The 18,505-nt window shown below is 41.3% G+C and carries 17 protein-coding genes and 1 pseudogene; 17 read left to right on the forward strand and 1 reads right to left on the reverse strand.

The genetic code is table 11. The features are described 5' to 3' along the window. The first annotated feature begins 8 nt into the window (after positions 1–8). From F0316_RS05400 to F0316_RS05455, 11 genes are all read left to right on the forward strand, one after another. On the forward strand, positions 9–584 hold the full coding sequence (locus F0316_RS05400; protein ID WP_000045694.1) for a hypothetical protein: 576 nt from the start codon (positions 9–11) through the stop codon (positions 582–584). Positions 585–881: 297 nt separating this feature from the next. After that, positions 882–5,300 (forward strand): hypothetical protein, encoded by a 4,419-nt coding sequence (locus F0316_RS19975; RefSeq protein WP_149560271.1) that lies wholly within the window; start codon positions 882–884, stop codon positions 5,298–5,300. A 127-nt stretch (positions 5,301–5,427) separates the two neighbouring features. After that, on the forward strand, positions 5,428–6,024 hold the full coding sequence (locus tag F0316_RS05415; RefSeq protein WP_001906197.1) for a hypothetical protein: 597 nt from the start codon (positions 5,428–5,430) through the stop codon (positions 6,022–6,024). Continuing rightward, on the forward strand, positions 6,021–7,904 hold the full coding sequence (locus F0316_RS05420) for an FHIPEP family type III secretion protein (protein ID WP_000968071.1): 1,884 nt from the start codon (positions 6,021–6,023) through the stop codon (positions 7,902–7,904). The genes F0316_RS05415 and F0316_RS05420 overlap by 4 nt, the downstream gene beginning before the upstream one ends. A 20-nt stretch (positions 7,905–7,924) precedes the next feature. Next, positions 7,925–8,977 carry an EscU/YscU/HrcU family type III secretion system export apparatus switch protein gene (locus tag F0316_RS05425; protein ID WP_149560272.1) on the forward strand — a complete coding sequence of 351 codons (1,053 nt, stop codon included), beginning with the start codon at positions 7,925–7,927 and terminating at the stop codon, positions 8,975–8,977. Beyond that, a complete protein-coding gene (locus F0316_RS05430) occupies positions 8,952–9,758 on the forward strand; it encodes an OmpA family protein (RefSeq protein ID WP_001906198.1) in 807 nt (268 codons plus the stop codon). Before F0316_RS05425 ends, F0316_RS05430 begins: the two co-directional genes overlap by 26 nt. Next, on the forward strand, positions 9,748–10,140 hold the full coding sequence (locus tag F0316_RS05435) for a VPA1352 family putative T3SS effector (protein ID WP_000842251.1): 393 nt from the start codon (positions 9,748–9,750) through the stop codon (positions 10,138–10,140). The genes F0316_RS05430 and F0316_RS05435 overlap by 11 nt, the downstream gene beginning before the upstream one ends. Then, positions 10,118–11,131 (forward strand): VPA1351 family putative T3SS effector, encoded by a 1,014-nt coding sequence (locus tag F0316_RS05440; RefSeq protein ID WP_149560273.1) that lies wholly within the window; start codon positions 10,118–10,120, stop codon positions 11,129–11,131. Before F0316_RS05435 ends, F0316_RS05440 begins: the two co-directional genes overlap by 23 nt. A gap of 5 nt (positions 11,132–11,136) precedes the next feature. Then, positions 11,137–11,790: a VPA1350 family putative T3SS effector gene (locus tag F0316_RS05445; protein ID WP_100067899.1), complete on the forward strand. Its 654-nt coding sequence runs from the start codon at positions 11,137–11,139 to the stop codon at positions 11,788–11,790. 14 nt (positions 11,791–11,804) lie between these two features. After that, a complete protein-coding gene (locus F0316_RS05450) occupies positions 11,805–12,020 on the forward strand; it encodes a FliM/FliN family flagellar motor C-terminal domain-containing protein (protein WP_000861356.1) in 216 nt (71 codons plus the stop codon). Between the two features lie 212 nt (positions 12,021–12,232). Continuing rightward, positions 12,233–12,784 carry a winged helix-turn-helix domain-containing protein gene (locus tag F0316_RS05455; protein WP_000945833.1) on the forward strand — a complete coding sequence of 184 codons (552 nt, stop codon included), beginning with the start codon at positions 12,233–12,235 and terminating at the stop codon, positions 12,782–12,784. Positions 12,785–12,935: 151 nt separating this feature from the next. On the opposite strand, the pseudogene F0316_RS19980 reads toward F0316_RS05455, so the two are convergent. After that, positions 12,936–13,288: pseudogene (locus F0316_RS19980) on the reverse strand (transposase); the annotation flags it as partial. Positions 13,289–13,795: 507 nt separating this feature from the next. On the opposite strand from F0316_RS19980, the gene F0316_RS05465 reads away from it, so the two are divergent. The 6 genes from F0316_RS05465 to vscN2 are packed head-to-tail and all read left to right on the forward strand — an operon-like array spanning position 13,796 to position 18,481. Next, positions 13,796–14,098, forward strand: coding sequence for a hypothetical protein (locus F0316_RS05465; protein WP_053033559.1), 303 nt, complete (start codon positions 13,796–13,798; stop codon positions 14,096–14,098). 60 nt (positions 14,099–14,158) lie between these two features. Continuing rightward, on the forward strand, positions 14,159–14,833 hold the full coding sequence (locus F0316_RS05470) for a flagellar type III secretion system pore protein FliP (RefSeq protein ID WP_000229918.1): 675 nt from the start codon (positions 14,159–14,161) through the stop codon (positions 14,831–14,833). 2 nt (positions 14,834–14,835) lie between these two features. Next, complete coding sequence (locus F0316_RS05475) at positions 14,836–15,519, forward strand: hypothetical protein (RefSeq protein ID WP_001186128.1); 684 nt, start codon at positions 14,836–14,838, stop codon at positions 15,517–15,519. Further along, positions 15,512–15,760 carry a VPA1340 family putative T3SS effector gene (locus F0316_RS05480; RefSeq protein ID WP_000181845.1) on the forward strand — a complete coding sequence of 83 codons (249 nt, stop codon included), beginning with the start codon at positions 15,512–15,514 and terminating at the stop codon, positions 15,758–15,760. The genes F0316_RS05475 and F0316_RS05480 overlap by 8 nt, the downstream gene beginning before the upstream one ends. Continuing rightward, on the forward strand, positions 15,750–17,219 hold the full coding sequence (locus F0316_RS05485) for a secretin N-terminal domain-containing protein (RefSeq protein WP_044126729.1): 1,470 nt from the start codon (positions 15,750–15,752) through the stop codon (positions 17,217–17,219). Before F0316_RS05480 ends, F0316_RS05485 begins: the two co-directional genes overlap by 11 nt. Next, positions 17,219–18,481, forward strand: coding sequence for a type III secretion system ATPase VscN2 (gene vscN2, locus F0316_RS05490; RefSeq protein ID WP_000922351.1), 1,263 nt, complete (start codon positions 17,219–17,221; stop codon positions 18,479–18,481). Before F0316_RS05485 ends, vscN2 begins: the two co-directional genes overlap by 1 nt. The last annotated feature ends 24 nt before the right edge of the window (positions 18,482–18,505 follow it).

Here is an 18,505-nt window from a genome sequence, read left to right on the forward strand (position 1 = left end):
GAGTTGTTATGAGTAAGTCATTATTTTCTATACAACCTGCTTATTCTTTGACTAATGAAACTTTTAACAAAGTCAATCTTGTTGCCGGCGCATCATTTGATAACGGGATCATTAGTTTGTCTTTTTGTGGAGGTATTGTACGTGACTTCAAAGATGAAACTTTGATTCAATGTAAATTGCACAGTCTGGACTTAGATATAACATTCTACGTTTATGCGTCAGAGATAGAACGTATAACAGGTATCGAATTCAGTCATTTGGATGAGAAATATCTTGCTTATCTTATCTCTCAGCACTTATTAAAATATGGTATCTCATTTGAGAGAGTGACAGTCGGATGCTTAGATTTTTCTAATCAACCACTTTTAACTAAAGCAATATTAACAGCTGGTAATAATAATTTTGTAATCTTAGTCGATTTGGATAAAAGTCATATAGATAGGGGAGGATTATCGTATCGAAAAAATAAGTTGCCTGGCACATTACGCTTTAAAACATCATTAAATCTTTTTGATACCGTATTAGATACAACCGAAATTGCGTCACTAACAACAGATGATGTTGTTTTGGTTTACCCTAAGTGAAGACAATGAGATTAAATGACATAGAGCAATTTCTTCTTAAGTTAGAGAAGAATGAACAGCTCGTATTTAATGATTGCCCTGATGATAGAATTTTGCCACTCATCCCGTTTTTTCAATTAGTTCATGTGCTGAATTTAGATGAAATAATACGGTTTCTTATTTCACTAGAGCAATCACTGCAAGGGAAACTGGTAAGATCAGAGGGTTATCTAATGATAACGCTGTCTGACGATGTATATGATGAAGAAGAGTTGCGAAGATTAACAATTCAGCTTCTAGAAAAAATGAGGTTTTGATATGCCGCATAATATTTCGCTGAACAATATCACACCAATGACAGCTCCTGCTCAGCAGGAGCTGTCTGATATTTCGCTCCAGACAACCGCGAGCGTATTACCGCGAGTTGAAACTCAGCCGAATATGAGCGAACCAGCACTTCCACAAACGCTCTCGCTCACTGATAGTTGTCTCGAGAATGAGGAAACGTCCTCAAATCAGCAATCTGAAGTGAAAAAAGAGCAGGCGGAGAAAAAGAAAAAAGTCCATAAGAAATCTAACAAATACAGTAACCATACAAAAGCGAAAGGCCACTTAGCCGCGATTGCTGGGGCAACAACACTTGGTGCTGTATTAGCTCCATTTACTGGTGGCTTAAGCCTACTGCCTACGGCTTTTGTTGTCTTATTTGGTAATGCGACTGCACTAGCGATGTACGGTGGTTCTGAATTTGTTCTGGGACAACAAGGAGCTAACAATCAACTAGAGGACAAAAAAGAGCCTGAGGAAAATAAACAACCAGAAGACTTGGTCCCGTTACCTCCAAGACCTATGCCTACTTATGAGTTCCACGGTTTTGATGAAATTGATGGGCGTCGTATTCCGGATGATAACGAACCTGGGGAAAAAGGAGCTGATGGTAAAGGCAATACGTTTAATTATTCTCCGGTATTCAATTTTAATTTAAATTTTGGTGATCTAAACATTAATCAGTTTAATACCCAAAATAACAATCAAAGTAATACGCAATTTAATAATCAAAATAATACTTATAATGTTAATCAGGGAGGCACTAATCCTCAACCAACGTTGATTGAACAAGCTATTGAACGATTTGGTGAGCATCCAGTAATCAGTGTTGTAGAAATTACTAAAGAGACATTGATTCGCGAGTTGCGTGGGCAAGAGCCGATTATAGGATCTGAGCCAGAAATCGATGAGATGGTTGATGCATTAGTTTCATTCCATGAACAAACTAATGAAGCTAAGTTGATTCAAGTAAACTTTGAGGGCGGGCATAAAGCTTATATCGGTGGGATCCCGGAAACGGAAGAGTTGCCTGATGTTCAGCCAGTGAAGGCAGAGGTTGTTGTAGAAAAAGAGAAAAAACAATGGCCTGAAGTTAAGCCCGCTCATCGCTTAATCACCACGTCTGGTAATGCGACTGTTGCGAGTTACTCTGGGTATCAGAATGCAAAAGTTGTTCAACAAGGACATACTATTGGCTATGCCAATGTGGAGAACATTGCTAAAAATCCTCAGGTAGCTTCAACGCTTGAATTCCAGAAGGTCAATGAGAACCAGGATCGTAAACAGTTTGTTGAACACTCTTCTGAACAGAATCATGTTCAACAGGGGGTGGATGGTCAAGTCATCATTGATTCTGCCAATATGCAGAAAGTGACGGGACAGCAAGTTAAAAAGTGGCCAGAAGTTGCTCCTGCACAACGAGTGATCACTAGTGCGGGTAATGCCAAAGTGGATGGTAACCCGGGTTATGCGAATAGCCGTATCGAAGTCAATGGCCAAACCGTTGGTTATGCACGCAGCGAACGAGTAGGAAGCCAGTCTCAACTGGCAGGATATGCCCGTTCTATTGCAACTGACTCACATGGTGTGGAGCAAGGACAGGTAACGACAGAAAACAGATCGACTCAATCCAGTGTGGAGTCCAGCTCAACACAGACGTCAGTCGAGCAAAACTCTGTTACGACTCAAACGTTTGCCGAGAATGGTACTCAAACGGAAGCGGAAACTTCACCAGCGAACGGACACCATACCTTACAAGGTGTTGCCGCAGAGTGGGTGACAGAGGGGGCACAAGTTGAGCATGCACAAACAAACGGTGTCAAAAAGTGGCCAGAAGTGGCGGCTCCACAACGGGTTATCACTAGTGCGGGTAATGCCAAAGTGGATGGTAACCCGGGTTATGCGAATAGCCGTATCGAAGTCAATGGCCAAACCGTTGGTTATGCACGCAGCGAACGAGTAGGAAGCCAGTCTCAACTGGCAGGAGATGCCCGTTCTATTGCAACTGACTCACATGGTGTGGAGCAAGGACAGGTAACGACAGAAAACAGATCGACTCAATCCAGTGTGGAGTCCAGCTCAACACAGACGTCAGTCGAGCAAAACTCTGTTACGACTCAAACATTTGCCGAGAATGGCACTCAAACGGAAGCGGAAACTTCACCAGTGAAAGGGCACCATACCTTACAAGGTGTTGCTGCAGAGCGGTTGACAGAGGGGGCACAAGTTGAGCATGCACAAACAAACGGTGTCAAAAAATGGCCAGAAGTGGCAGCTCCACAACGAGTGATCACCAGTGCGGGTAATGCCAAAGTGGATGGTAACCCGGGTTATGCGAATAGCCGTATCGAAGTCAATGGCCAAACCTTTGGTTACGCACGCAGCGAACGAGTAGGAAGCCAGTCTCAACTGGCAGGAGATGCCCGTTCTATTGCAACTGACTCACATGGTGTGGAGCAAGGACAGGTAACGACTGAAAACAGATCGACTCAATCCAGTGTGGAGTCCAGCTCAACACAGACGTCAGTCGAGCAAAACTCTGTTACGACTCAAACGGTTGCCGAGAATGGCACTCAAACGGAAGCGGAAACTTCACCAGTGAAAGGGCACCATACCTTACAAGGTGTTGCTGCAGAGCGTGTGGCAGAGGGGGCACAAGTTGAGCATGCACAAACAAACGGTGTCAAAAAGTGGCCAGAAGTGGCGGCTCCACAACGGGTTATCACCAGTGCGGGTAATGCCAAAGTGGATGGTAACCCGGGTTATGCGAATAGCCGTATCGAAGTCAATGGCCAAACCGTTGGTTATGCACGCAGCGAACGAGTAGGAAGCCAGTCTCAACTGGCAGGAGATGCCCGTTCTATTGCAACTGACTCACATGGTGTGGAGCAAGGACAGGTAACGACAGAAAACAGATCGACTCAATCCAGTGTAGAGTCCAGCTCAACACAGACGTCAGTCGAGCAAAACTCTGTTACGACTCAAACATTTGCCGAGAATGGCACGCAAACGGAAGCGGAAACTTCACCAGTGAAAGGGCACCATACCTTACAAGGTGTTGCCGCAGAGCGTATGGCAGAGGGGGCGCAAGTTGAGCATGCACAAACAAACGGTGTCAAAAAGTGGCCAGAAGTTGCTCCTGCACAACGAGTGATCACTAGTGCGGGTAATGCCAAAGTGGATGGTAACCCGGGTTATGCGAATAGCCGTATCGAAGTCAATGGCCAAACCGTTGGTTATGCACGCAGCGAACGAGTAGGAAGCCAGTCTCAACTGGCAGGAGATGCCCGTTCTATTGCAACTGACTCACATGGTGTGGAGCAAGGACAGGTAACGACAGAAAACAGATCGACTCAATCCAGTGTAGAGTCCAGCTCAACACAGACGTCAGTCGAGCAAAACTCTGTTACGACTCAAACGTTTGCCGAGAATGGCACGCAAACGGAAGCGGAAACTTCACCAGTGAAAGGGCACCATACCTTACAAGGTGTTGCCGCAGAGCGTATGGCAGAGGGGGCGCAAGTTGAGCATGCACAAGTGAGTGTAACCAACATTCAACCTGAGATTAGTTCGCAGTTTGAAGTTGGTAAAAATGATAGTCAGCAAATTCAAGGTAATGCGGCGAAAGTGTGGCCTGAAGTGGTTCCATCGCAACGTGTAATCACCTCTGCTGGGAACGCTAAAGTCGATGGAAATCCCGGATATCAAAATTCAAAAGTTGATATTGCCGGTTCAACCTATGGTTATCAGCGCGCCGAACGTTTGTCGAGTCAAAACTCACTTTTTGAGGGTGTGAATCTTCCACAAACCCATCAGGAAGCTGAAGGAATTAAATCGGGCTCGACGGACGTAACCAAACTTGTTGATGTTACAGCTCTGCCATCAGCCTCAGAGACAAATCAAAGTGAGCCGAGACGTTTTGTTTCTAAACTGCATATTACGCTGAAAGGTAAGTCTTCCGCGGATAACAATCCGATGAACACTCAAGCTCAGCATGAGACATTACAATCTTGGTCATCTAATTTGGTGAGTCACGCACCAAATATGAAACAGGCTCAAAAAATCGTTGTTCAGCAAGCTCAAAATGACACTGAATTACAACAGAAAGTAGCCAATTTAGAGGCAACGAAGGCTCCGACGATTGTGAGCAATATTACTGGGAAAAAGTGGACAGTTACTATGCCAACGCCTGTTTTAACAACTCAGGGAATGGCGAGCGGTCGAGGTAAAAACTATACCCAAGGATTATTCCACAATATTCGAGATATCAATCTTACCAAGAAGCAACTTGAATCAAGTTTACCCTTGATGGAGATTGCTCAGAAAAGAGATGTTTCAGTTGTAACTATGGGAGAAAGAGTCTTACCAGTTAAGCCAGCAGAAATCAGTAATCTCAAGCTCGCATCATAATGACATAAAGTCAATTTAACTGAAAAAAGACTAAATCAGTGTCGTTCAGATTTAGTCTTTTTTTTTCTTTTGATGGGGTGGAGCGCTGCGGATAAAGTCTGAATAAATTTGAATAGTGAGGTGTACCTTGTATATCGAATTAGATGCGTCGCATAAAGCGATTCCCAAAGTGGGTTTTGTACGTCCACGTCATTCTAACCTGATTAAACGTTCAGAATTAGCGACCTATCAGGAGTCTAAGGCGTTAATAATGGCTTTAGAAGAGAAGGTAAAGGAATATCAAAAGCTACTTGAGGAACAGGTGCTCTTGATGTTGGAGGAAAAAGAACAGCTTTTAAATAGCGTTATAGAGGAGGAGTATCAAAAGCTCGCAAATGCTTGGAAAGAGCAACAGATAGAATGGTTCAAAGTGGCTGAAAACGAACTTGCTCGTCATTTAAAAGAGCAGGAAGAAGCAATCTTAGATGTTAAACGTGAATTAAAACATCAAATTGCTAGTGAAGTTCAAGCACGACTGACCAAACTGACTCAGAGCGAGAAATTAATTTCCCATCTGGTGGAAGTGTTACACAGTGAAATGGATGACGCTTGTAAAGCGCTACAGGTTGAGACTGAGCAGCACGAAGATGGCGTCACGTTGAGTATTGAGAACGAAGACAGAATCATCTCCATAGACAGTAAAACAATCATTGAGGAACTCAAAAGAGGATTAGAATCGATATGATGGCGAAGCTACGTAAATCATCACTATTGTTTAATCCCAGTAGTGTCATGATTGCGTTTTTATTACCGACAATCATTCTAGTGACACTTCCTGGGGTGGTGATCGATTTCTTTTTGATGATCAGTTTTGTCAGCTCTGCACTGTTATTGGTCATCATGCTAGAAAACGATCAGCCTTTGAAAGTAACATTTCTACCTACAATGGTACTTTTGCTGACTACGTTTCGCTTGCTGCTCTCAATTGCAACAACACGAAATATCATTGCAAATGAGGATGTTGGTCAGGTAATCGAAACCGTCGGTCAGTTTGTAATGGGGGGGAATCTGCTCTCTGGGTTACTGATTTTTATCATTATTACTATTGTACAGTTTCTTGTAGTAACCAAAGGTGGGGAACGAGTTGCAGAAGTAGGGGCTCGTTTTTCTCTAGATGCGCTGCCAGGTAAACAAATGACCATTGATGGTGATTTAAAAAGTGGCCTCATTACGGGGGAACAAGCGCAAAAACTACGTGCAGATTTAGGTACAGAAAACAAACTATTTGGCTCACTTGATGGGGCGATGAAATTTGTTAAAGGCGACGCAATCGCAGGTATCTTGATCAGTTTAGTTAACTTGTTTGGCGGAATTTACGTTGGTATTAACCAGTTCGAACTCTCGTTAGCAGACAGTGTTAGCCGCTTTTCGGTGCTAACCGTTGGGGATGGTCTGGTTTCACAAATTCCGAGTTTGTTACTTTCGATGGCTTGTGGTGTGTACTTAACACGCATCAAAGGTTCGGATGAAGAGTCGAGCTCATTTATGGCTCAATTGATGCTACAAATTCGAACCTTCTGGAAAAGTTTGCTAGTGATTGGCGGTATTATCATTGTCTTGGGTATCACTAATCCTAATTTGTTATATGTGTGCTTGCCTCTTGCTGTGCTTTGTGCGGCTTTAGCGATTTGGTTATGGAAAAAAGAGGACAGTAAAGTAGCAACAAGCAGTTTTGAGCCACAAGGTCACGGTTTGTTCGAGTCGTTAAAGTTTGTTTTCCGTGAAGCTCAGTATCAACATTTGATCCAACGAAATGTTGAAAATAAAGAAAAGTCATTATGGGGGCAAGCATTAGGCTCACCAGCTGTTATGGTTGATCCAACATTGGATTGTGATTTGAAGGTGTATATTTCGGATATTGAAATGTACAGCTATAAAAATGCAGAACCAGGTAGCGTGATTGAAATTCTCAATGATGAGCTGTTGGTAGCAAGTAATGATGTGGCAAGTAATCTCAATCACATAGTGAGTTACTTTATACACAATCGATTTATTGAGAAATACAACTTGCAATACAGCAGCAATATTGTTGCAGGGTTAGCTCAGCAAAGTGAAATCATGAAAAGTGAGATTGATTCAGCTGTTGGCTTAAACCGTGTTCATGATGTATTGAAGCAGATGATTCGTTCTCCTGAGTTTTATTTAGACCGTGTGAGTTTTTTTGAGGCTCTGATCTACTGGTCGAGAGTAGAAAGTGATCCCCGTAACTGGTTGACTCGAATCAGAAGTCAGGCTCGCTATGACATCACGGCGAATCTGCTCAACGGTGAAGGTAAATTAAATATCGTCTTACTGACACCAGAGCTGACTGAAGAAATTGCAGGATTTGTTGCTGGAGAATTTGATGATGTAGATCGGCTGATTACAGTACAGTCCACATTACGCAATGAAATAAAGCGGCTACTTGTGCAATACGGCTCAAAACCAGTTGTCGTGGTAAATGAAAATGAACTGAATTATGTCAAGGCATTTTTCCAACAAGTGATGAGTATGACTTATGTATGTAGTCATGCTGATATTGTTAACTCAAATTGCATTGAAAATACGGAGACTATCCATATTTAACGAAGTGCGAGGAGGATATTATGGAAGAATCAACCGAACCCAAGAAATATCCGCCCACTGAAAAAAAACTGCGTGATCTAAAACAGAAAGGACAATTTCCAAAAACAGAATTGGCCGAACCAACTCTAGAGCTGGTCGTTTTTACAATTATTATCATTTTCACCTTGTACTACTTATTTGAGTATTCTGGTGAGTGGTTATCCGCAGTGCTTTATGCTGATATCGATGTCGGTTTGGCAACAGGAGTCGATGTACTCTGGTGGTGTATCGGAGGCTTAGCTCTATTAAAGCTGGTGATGGCGATATTTGAATGGGTGATGATCAATAAAGCGGTGATCAGCACTGAAGCATTGGGGTTGAAAATGGATAAAATAAACCCCGTTAACGGTGCAAAGAATATTTTTGGTGTTGAGGCGATTTCACGATCATTCAGGAAAGTATTGGAGCTGCTATTTCTTCTCTTTCTATTGAAATATGTAGCGGATGTATTGGGTAGTCAGTTGTATCAGTTAAATGAAATCAATAACTATCCATACTTCATTTACTATCTGATGTATTCGATAGGAGCAGCGTCTGCATTCTATTTGGTATATGGAATCTGTGTCGGTACGGTTGATTTCATGGCAGAGAAATATCACTTCTTGCAAAAGAACCGTATGACTTTCACTGAGATGAAAAACGAATTAAAAGAAACCGAAGGCTCACCTGAAATCAAATATGAACGCAAACGCCGAATGCGAGAAGTCATGGAAACTCCAATTACACAAGGGAGAAGACCAACTTTTGCTTTGGCAAACCCAACACATATTTTAGTGCCAATTTGTTATGACCCTAAAATTGAACGGGTACCAGTTGTGTTAAAAATTTGTACTGAATCGTTGGCCTTGGAAGAAAGAAAACGTTTAGAAGCGATGGATATTCCTATTGTTGAGAACATTCCATTAGCTCGAGCTATGTATAGCAAGATGAAGCAGGGTGAGGACTTTCTTCCCAAAGAATTTTTCCGTGATGTCGCTGTAATAATTTCAAATTTAAAAAGGCAGAAAAATGTTAAGAAAAACGCTTCTCGCTAGTGCATGTGGAATGATGTTGCTTTCTGGCTGTAGTAGCCAGATAAAAGATGACAACATAGTGCTCGATCAAGACTGGAAGCCAGATATTTATAACCTGATTATTTCGCATGTCTCGGATGTGGATAATTTAAGATTTTGGGTTCGTAGAACACCAAGCTATGAAGATGGTTACCCACATCAACTGGCCTGTGTTGAAGTCGCACAGCCGTTAGAGCCAAATCGCTTCTATATCGCAAACCTGAACACCTATGGTTTAAATCAGGTATATAACTGTGAAAACGATTACTGGCGTTATGACAACCTAGTGGATCCGTATGCGAGTCGAGCCGTTGACCTCAGTGCATGGGACCCCAACTTAAGCAAGCGTCGTTACACGAATTATCCGGTCAATATGAATACTCATATTGATGGTGTTGATGCTTACTTGTGGGGAGAAGGCCAGTTACGTTTAGTGTTCAGTGACTTATTCCCTGTTAATCAATATCAATTAACGAATAAAGGAGTAAACACACTTTTTGAAGTTATTGATAAGCTGAAATATTTACCTGTCGAAGAACTGACGATTTACGGTATTGCGGACTCATCAGGAACTTATCAAAAAAACCGAGTATTGGCTGACCGTCGTGCTCAATCGGTAAAAACCTTTTTAGTCGAAGAAGGCTTAAGTTATTTACCTATGAAACTTCGCGGAACGGTAGAAAACGGTCTATCAACGGCTCAACAACGAGTCTTACAGCGTCGCTTTGTGATTGAAGTGAGGTTCAAAACAGATGAAAAGTAGAAAGTTTTCACTATTGATCAATGAATTTGCTCAAATGACCAAACAAGGCAGCCTTACTCTAGAGGCAGAGCAAGGTTTGGTTTGCCATTATCAAGGTCGAGATATTCGAATTGAAGATGGGCAAAGAATTGGTCTGACCAATCAGGTTGTTATTGTCGCACCACTGGGCATTAAAGTGACCAGTAAGGTTCAAGGAAAAATTAATGGAACTTTTGCTTTGAGCAAAGATGGTTATCTCACAGAGATGAAATCGCTAGGTTGTTGTTTAATTCGACATATTGCATTGCCCGAACATCCGCGAACTTTATTGGAAGAAGTAAACCAAAGCCTAGTTATCGTAAACCAAATTCTAAAAGAGATTGAAAGCAATGTGGCTGCTTGAATTTTTTAGTGGGTGTGTCAAAGGCGTAACCTTACCCATAGAAAACAAACTCGTTTTAGTCGGGAGCTCAGAAATTAAGGAAGACAATGTTGTTCCTTTAGCTGAATTTTTAACGCCTGAGGAGCGCATTGAACTAGAAGAGCAAGGCAGTACTATTCAAGCCATAGGGTTGGCTAAGAAAAAGCTTACCTTGATGGAGAATAAGATCTATCGCTATCGAGGTTTGACATTTTGCGTTTATCGCCAAGGTAAGCGCAATCCTGCACTAAAGCGTTTTAGACTAAGACAGTTTCAACCTTTATTACTGGTTACTGTCGCTGTCCATCTGTTGTTGGCAATTGGAGGATACACCTTCAATGCCGCAAGACAGAATCAGCAATTTGGAGATTATCTGCAAGCTATAGGTAGTGGCTATATCAAAGATGGTCAGTTGTATACGAGTAAGCTTTCAGAAGTTAGCCAATTACCGGAATACTGGGGGAATTTTATCCATACGATGGGCGGGGAGAATTACCTACGTGCCAGTCAGTTTAATTTAGAGCTTGTCTCTGATTATTCTGGCAAGCCACTGAAAGGTGAAATTACGAGCCTAGCAGATCGTGATCAAATTCGAGTAGAAACCTTTGAATTGGATAACCGAGTAATGGCGGCATTAGGTAAACACGCCATCAGTTTTTACAAACAGGGAGAGCATTGGTTTGTATCCGATCCTGCTCGTGCCAAGCAGGTGTTAATCGACGCTGGCTTAAGCCAAACCGTGGGTACGTTAAAGTCTCGTGCAGATGGAGCGGATTTAATTCCTGATGCTGAATTTCCATACTCGATTTTCTATACCTCTCATTCAGGACGCTATCTTTACGATGAACTGGGTCGATACTGGGAAGGTAGCGAAGTCCCCAAACTGGGTGTGATTCAGGAGATTAGTGAGGATCGGGTCGTATTCTTTGATGGTAAACAAACCAGAGTTTATTTGATTCAAGTTAAAAAATAGGAGTGATGATAATGCAAAACATGACAATAAACAGTGCATACGGAGCGAGCAATCTTGCTTCTACAGATCGTCAGTCAGCAGCGCAGCAGCTAGCAGAGCAATTTCCAATTGTGAAAAAAGCACAAGAAGAAGTAGCGCCTATGCAAACACGTCAAGCCAGTAAAGATCCATTAGATCTGATCGATGAATTGCTGAGTAAGTATCTTGGTGAACAAACCAACCGCGCAGAGGGTATGGCGGATAATATTAAAGTGCGCTCAGATGCGATCGCTGAGATCAGCCGCTTATGGGGCTTGGTGATGCAAAATAACATGAACTTTACAGACCCGAATGATAGTAGTAAGACAACTCCTTTAGGTGATGATGCGAGTGATGCATACCTTACTAAAATTGATGAAATTATTAGAACCCAGTTGAACGATGAACGCGGAATTTCTGCAATTACTGGTAAAAGTCTTGCTGATTCAAAAAATTATCGAGTGTCTTATACTGATCTCCAATCCCTTGATGCGACGGTAACTGCGTTTAACGACACCATTCAGGTTGATATTGATACCGAGCAACAACGTTTCAAAAACGTGATGACAGAGATCTCTTCTGCGCAAGAGGAGATTCGTGATGTCCGCCAAGTGATTGTTCGACTCTCACAAGCAAGTTAACCGGAGGCATAGCTATGAAAGTCGCATTAGATGTGGTGATTGCTCATTGCAATTTAAGCTTGGATGAACTGAATCAATTGAGCAAAGGCAAGATGGTAAAAATTGAAGACTTTGTCCAATCTCAAGTGATGTTGAAAAGTGGTAACGAGTTAGTCGCGACTGGACAACTGATTAAAGTGGATGACCAATACGCAGTGACCGTTGATTTTGTTAATGAGGTGAAAAGCTAAAAGGGGCTAAGCCCCTTTTTATTTTGTTTTTTATATTTTTTTAGGTTTAATTAGCAACTTTTCACGGTTTTATCATCATTTTATTCCGTGATTCAGCAAAATTCGCATCAGGAGTTTGACATGACCGTCTTGATTACCACGGCCATAAGGACAGAGAAGTTCTCTTTTAATCACGATAAATAACGACGAAAAACAGTGAAAAGGGTTCAACGATGTTAAGAAACTACTTACTAGGCAACCAAGTCATTTTCGATACGCTCAAACGTGAAGTGTTAACCACTGACAAAATCATCAGCTTAGGTGGGCGTGAAGCGGCGATATTGAAATTGCTGTGTGAAAATGCCAATACCGTTATTACTAAAGAAGAAATTAACGACAAGGTATGGGGCAAAGTGTTTGTCAGTGAAACCTCACTGACCAAAGCCATTTCAAACTTAAGAAAGTCACTGCAGCTGATTGATGGAGTGATGTGTGAAATCAAAACCATTCCTAAAGAGGGATATATGCTTATTTTGGAAGGAGAAAACTTAGGTCTTATGGTAACGGAAGATGAACCACCACTAGAGGTGAAACGAATCGAATCAAAAGATTTAGCTATGATCAAAGCGCCAGCCGCGAATCATCGCTTTCTGCCTACGCTCTCGAAAACAGAAGAGAATGCTCACTCAGGCTACATTAAACCCAGTTGGCTCCTGTTGGCGGTATTCTCATCTGCACTGATTTCTTCATTTGCAAGTGCAGGCATGGTGTTACTACTCAAGTAAGCATTAAGAAATAAAAAAGCAGAGTCATGTGACTCTGCTTTTTTTGTATGGTATCAGGAGAAGATTGCTACAAAGATTTTATGACTATCTGTGTTAACAGAAACATTGAGCTCTCGTAAAGTTCTTTACTATATTATTTAACCTTCCATTATCCTTGACCATAAACTTTGAGACTAGTGAAGTCAACGTCTAGATGTTGTATCACTCCTCTGGTTTTAGTTTTAAATGATATATCAACTTTCCTAGTTAGACGACTTATATAGATGTAATGGGGGCAATATAGCGGGATACTAGCTAGTTTAAATACAGAGTCTATAAATCCTTGCTGTGCTCCTAATGGCATTGATAATACTCGTTTCATTATCAATAAAATAGTAATGGCTAAATCGTTGAATGGGCGTAGCCTACTACACTTGCCTTGCTTACTTTACTTCCACTCGGCTATCGATTCTTCATCAACCAAATGTTCAGTGAACAATTATTTATCAAGGTTTCATTGTACAGCTTCCAGTTGGTTGTTTGTAATGAGGTTTAGTTAGGCATTAGGTTACGGTAATTAATGGGTGTAGTCAGATCATAACTTTTTAATTTAGTTCCTTCAATTTAAGATTTTAAATGATGAGAGCATAATTGGTTGATAAAAATCGTATATATTATTAATGGTTATAAAAATTCTGGGTGTAATCGAAGTGTTTTTTGTTGGGATGATAGTGATTATTTCTGATTTTTGATGGGTTTAGTGAGGATGAGTTTAGGATTTTATTTGATATGCTTCAGTTGTGGTTGTTTTTATCAGTATTGTTTTTTTGAATGGTGATTTTCTTATTGGTGAATGAGTTAGATGCAGGTGGATAATTCTTTCTTCTCTTTTTTCCGTTTTTTTTCACTAGCTTTTCCTCAGTTAGTGGGGGTATTTTTAGTGTCAGAGATTGTTTTCTAACAATGTCTATTTGACAAATATGTATGATAACACAACTACTATTTATTTAGTATTTACAGAGGAGAATTGATATGAATGCTGTTACTTCTTTAGGTGTTTCTACTTATGCAGCACCAACTGGTTTAACCGAAGATGATGCTCTGAAAACAACAGAAGTTGGTACCGTGTTTGAGTCATTAGTGACTATCGCAGATGCTGCAGTAGAGGACTTTATCAAAGGAAAGGCAAGTGATACTGCTGGGCTTCAACTGTCAGCTGGTGAATCTCTGCAACTCCAACGTTTGATGGGAGACCAGAGTATTACGGTGCAAACGGGTACTGCAACCCTGAAGTCAATTAAAGACTCAATTTCTTCTGCAGCACGTAATATCTAATTACGTTGATTAGATCGCCGGAGCTTGCTCCGGCGTTTATTTCTCTACATGGGAGGGAGCATGGTTGAATTATTAAGTCCTGCCAATGCCTATGCTGGGGTTAACCTTGTCTCCCTGCTGGTGTTGGTGCTGCTTTCTGCAGTGTTTTTTATTTGTTTTACAGGGTTCGTTAAATACTCGATTGTACTGAATATCATCAAAAATGCGGTGGGTACACAGCAAATTCCCCCTGCGATTGTGGTTAACCTACTGGCTGCACTGATGGCGCTCAATGGGGTATGGCCACAGATTCAACCGGGTATTGAGCGAATCAAACCTTACTTTTCACAGCAAGAAAAGCAAGAGTTAAATCAAGAGATTAATAACGATTTACCGAAAAACGTCACCATGTACTCGTTAGTGAGTGAATGGTCGACTTTTTTCCCTGAATTACTAGAACATGCTAAACAGAAAACCGATAAGTTAACTGCAATTATTGAATTACCATTTAACTTTGATAAAGAGCATGACACCTTTAAGTATTTTATTGGAAGCCTGATATACGATCTTTATCAAGGCTTTGAGCTCGGGTTAAAGCTTTATATTGTTTTCGTCAGTATCGACTTTTTAATTGCTGTTATTTTAAGTGGGGTAGGTATGACGATGCTATCACCTACGGTGATATCAACCCCTGTTAAATTGGCCGTGTTTTATTTCTCAGATAGCTGGACGATTCTGTTTAAAGCGCTGGGGTAATTATGCAGCAGATACTGTTTCCCAATTGGTTATTGTTTGCGGGTTTTTATCTTTTTTTACGTGTTTTTAACCCTACACGGCTTTATTTAGATAATACCAGCAGTTTGGCAATCGCCATAATGTTAGCAATTGGATTGGAAAGTGAGCATTTAGCCCAGCCGGCAACATTACTCTGGGTAATGGCGACACTGACGTTTGCTTTTGTTTGCTCGGTACCTTATTGGTTGAGCGGTATGGTAGGTGGTGTATTACAACAAATGCTGCTGCTCAACGAACAGTCAGTGCAAGATCACCGTTTTACTGAAGAATCAGAAGCTTTGGCTAAGTTATGCAGTTTAGTGTTTGTGGCTTATGCACTTGAAAATGGAGCTGTATTTAAACCGCTACTGGATTTAATTGTAAGCCGCCACATGGCACAGCCTGAGATGAGTTTCGCAACGTTATATCAAACCGTGGTGGAACATATGCAGATGATTTTGATCATCACTGGAAAGTACATCATTTTGATGTTGGTTATCACAATGTGCTGTGGTTACTTAGATCTTTTCTTTAAAAAGGCATCACTCTCAATGTTTGTGACGCCAAATATAAAATCGATCGTGATTGTCATCTTATTGAATATTTGGCTATTTCACGATCAGTTCTATGTGTTTAACAAAATGATGCAGAGTTTAGGTTATGACTAATATCAATCCAGTGTATATCAATCCAATGTTGTTAGACGCTCAACAAGAAGCTGATTTTGAGCAAATTCTTGCTGAGCAATCAGGACAAATCGAAACGGATGCTTCTCAAGAGGGAGATGAGGTTATTTATACCGATGATGATATCGCCGATATGATTATTGCCAACGGGGTAATTACTGAGTCTATTCGTCAAATGCGTGAAAACGAACAAAAGTTAAAGGAGATCCTCGATGAAGTTTAGTCGAATTCTGCTTGCACTATGCTGTTTAACCTTTGGAGCGCAGGCAGATGTTTTTATCAAACAGCAAGATATGGATCTGAAACAAGCATTGGATGCTATTGCTAAAGATATGCAGTTAAAGCTGGTCTCTGACATTGATAGCAAAACCAGCTCTCAGCCGATTACTCAAACATTGTCGGGTTCTGGTCCAGTATTGCTGACCAAGCTCTCTAATGTTTTTGATTTTGATTGGTATACCTTTGGCGGCACCCTAACGATTCAATCAGGGCAGCAATATGTTAACTATACCTATAAGCCTAAAAACATCTCACCAGGTCAATTATTGACCGAGATGAAAGGTGCTTTTAAAACCAATGGTACGACCAAAATTAAATTGGTCGAGCGCGGACACTCATTGCTGTTTTCAGGTACACGAAAATTCGTTACCGATGCTATGGGTTATGCCGCTATGGTGGATAAAAACCAATTTTTAGAAAAAGGCAACAACCTCGAGGTTGCGCGTATCGAGTTTAACTATATCTCGGTAATGGATCGAAGCATTGCGACTTATGATGGTCAGGTGAATTTCCCTGGGGCGCAGTCGCTGATTGCGGCCGCGATTACAAATATTGGCCAGTTCACCAATCTTAATGATGAAGAATTAACCTCTCGTGCCTATCGAGTTAAGCTCAGTCAAGGTGAAAAGCAGGCACTCGAAGAGGATGAAAAATCGACAAAAGTACAAGCGTTACCCGGCTCAAATGCATTGTTAGTACGAGGGACTCAGGAAGAAGTGAAATTGGCTAAACGTATTGCTGCACTTATTGATGTTAAGCGTCGCCAATTACTCTTTTCACTGAAGGTGTACGACATTGCTGCTGAGCGCAAGGAGAATCTTGGTATTGATAGCGGCTGGTTAAATGGTAGCCGAGGAATTTACGATATTGTTGTTCCTCCTTTTACCGAAACAACCGACTTCTTGAAGAATTTCCAAGCTCTCTACACTAATGGTATTGCTCGTAGTGTGTATGAGACCAATTTATTGGCGTTGGAAAACCAACAAGGCCAGTTTGGTAAAAAACAAACTGCGACATTAACTCTGATCTCAGACAAAGAAGTAAAAACTGAAAAAATTGAAGCGGATAATAGTTTGTATGTGACTGGCCGTTTGTTGCCATCAGGCCAAGTGCAAGCCCGTATCCAGTATGTTGAAGAGGCATTGGATGATGAAGGTGAGAATAGTGATGGTAGTCAACGTCCTCCTCGAGTTAGTTCACAGTCACTTAACTCTGAGGTTTATATTCAACCAGGACAGACCGTTATCTTAGGTGGCTTTGATAATACGGTTACTCAACAACAGGAGAGTGGTGTTCCTGTTTTATCGAGTATTCCGCTACTTGGTGAGCTGTTTAAATACACCTCAGAAAGCAAACATAAATACAAACGCTATGTATCAATCTCATTTCAGGTGGTTGAATAATGCTCAAATACTTTTTTAAAGTGAAGGAGTCGTATCAAGACACGGTGATCTGCCGTGTCAATATCGATACTTTCGTTGGTCAAGAGTGTTTTGTGCATACCGTAGATGGTGAGCGGATCCGAGGCGAAATTGTCAAAGTGATCGGCCCGCAATTGGAGATAAAGCTTCTTCAACCAGGAGCGGTACAAAGGGGAGGCAAAGTAGAGATTACTCCACGACGTTTTTGTTTCCCTTTGAATGAAGAAGCTTTAGTTGGAAAAGTTATCAACTGCTACGGTGAAACGTTATATGGAGATAGTTACCTAGAGCAACCGGGAGAGTTTATCGATTTACCGATTGCAGTTGAGCCAATTCCATTACAGATGCGAGCTCCAATTGAAACGGTATTTCCGACCAAACTGAAAATCATTGATGGGTTGTTTACTATCGGAGAAGGGCAGCGTTTAGGATTATTTGCTCCTGCTGGTGCTGGTAAAACAACAACCGTCTCTATCATGGCAAACAATATGGATGCGGACGTCGTGATCTTCGCCATGATTGGTGAACGTGCGCGTGAGGTTGTCGAGTTTTTAGAAGGCGAAATCGGTCCCGAGGTGATCAAAAAATCGATCACAATTGTTTCAACTTCTGAAGCGAATCCACTTGAAAAAGTTCGTTCTGGGTTAGTTGCGGTATCGATTGCTCGCCATTACATGGAGCAGGGGAAAAAAGTTGTACTTTATTTTGATTCTTTGACCCGTTTTGCTCGAGCGCAAGCCATGTTAGATGGAACTCCGATTAAGGGAGGGATTCCAATCGGGGTATCTTTGGCATTATCTCGTTTGGTCGAAAGTTGCGGTAACTCAATTAAAGGTTCTGTTACTGGAATTTTTACTGTACTGATCGAAAAAGAGATTGATGATGACCCGATTGCCCATGAAGTGAAGTCTTTAATTGATGGGCACTTGGTCTACTCGACTACGATAGCAGCTACAGGACGTTATCCTGCGATTGATGTACTTAAAAGTAAAAGCCGTTTACAGAATAAGGTGCAAGAAAAACGCTACGTTCGGCTCTCTGAAAAAATTAAAGATATGGTTTATCGCTATTTCAATGTAGAGCTACTCATTCGAGTTGGTGAATATGAAAAAGGCAATGATCTTGAAACTGACGAGGCAATAGAGCTCTATCCTAAAATTATCGAATTCTTGAAACAAGGCTTTGAAGGTGTTGAATATGAAGAAACCCTCCAAGAAATGGAAAGAATTTGGACAAATTATTGAAATAGTCGATATTAGGATAGAAAA

It is taken from the genome of Vibrio cholerae (assembly GCF_008369605.1).
GTDB classification, from domain to species: Bacteria; Pseudomonadota; Gammaproteobacteria; order Enterobacterales; family Vibrionaceae; genus Vibrio; species Vibrio cholerae.

Excerpts from the sequence above, each read along its gene's own strand:
- F0316_RS05450 (WP_000861356.1), top strand. The coding sequence starts at position 11,805 with ATGAAAGTCGCATTAGATGTGGTGATTGCTCATTGCAATTTAAGCTTG.
- F0316_RS05425 (WP_149560272.1), top strand. The coding sequence starts at position 7,925 with ATGGAAGAATCAACCGAACCCAAGAAATATCCGCCCACTGAAAAAAAA.
- F0316_RS05470 (WP_000229918.1), top strand. The coding sequence starts at position 14,159 with ATGGTTGAATTATTAAGTCCTGCCAATGCCTATGCTGGGGTTAACCTT.
- F0316_RS05420 (WP_000968071.1), top strand. The coding sequence starts at position 6,021 with ATGATGGCGAAGCTACGTAAATCATCACTATTGTTTAATCCCAGTAGT.
- F0316_RS05430 (WP_001906198.1), top strand. The coding sequence starts at position 8,952 with ATGTTAAGAAAAACGCTTCTCGCTAGTGCATGTGGAATGATGTTGCTT.
- F0316_RS05475 (WP_001186128.1), top strand. The coding sequence starts at position 14,836 with ATGCAGCAGATACTGTTTCCCAATTGGTTATTGTTTGCGGGTTTTTAT.
- F0316_RS05485 (WP_044126729.1), top strand. The coding sequence starts at position 15,750 with ATGAAGTTTAGTCGAATTCTGCTTGCACTATGCTGTTTAACCTTTGGA.
- F0316_RS05445 (WP_100067899.1), top strand. The coding sequence starts at position 11,137 with ATGATAATGCAAAACATGACAATAAACAGTGCATACGGAGCGAGCAAT.
- vscN2 (WP_000922351.1), top strand. The coding sequence starts at position 17,219 with ATGCTCAAATACTTTTTTAAAGTGAAGGAGTCGTATCAAGACACGGTG.
- F0316_RS05400 (WP_000045694.1), top strand. The coding sequence starts at position 9 with ATGAGTAAGTCATTATTTTCTATACAACCTGCTTATTCTTTGACTAAT.
- F0316_RS05465 (WP_053033559.1), top strand. The coding sequence starts at position 13,796 with ATGAATGCTGTTACTTCTTTAGGTGTTTCTACTTATGCAGCACCAACT.
- F0316_RS05435 (WP_000842251.1), top strand. The coding sequence starts at position 9,748 with ATGAAAAGTAGAAAGTTTTCACTATTGATCAATGAATTTGCTCAAATG.
- F0316_RS05480 (WP_000181845.1), top strand. The coding sequence starts at position 15,512 with ATGACTAATATCAATCCAGTGTATATCAATCCAATGTTGTTAGACGCT.
- F0316_RS05455 (WP_000945833.1), top strand. The coding sequence starts at position 12,233 with ATGTTAAGAAACTACTTACTAGGCAACCAAGTCATTTTCGATACGCTC.
- F0316_RS19975 (WP_149560271.1), top strand. The coding sequence starts at position 882 with ATGCCGCATAATATTTCGCTGAACAATATCACACCAATGACAGCTCCT.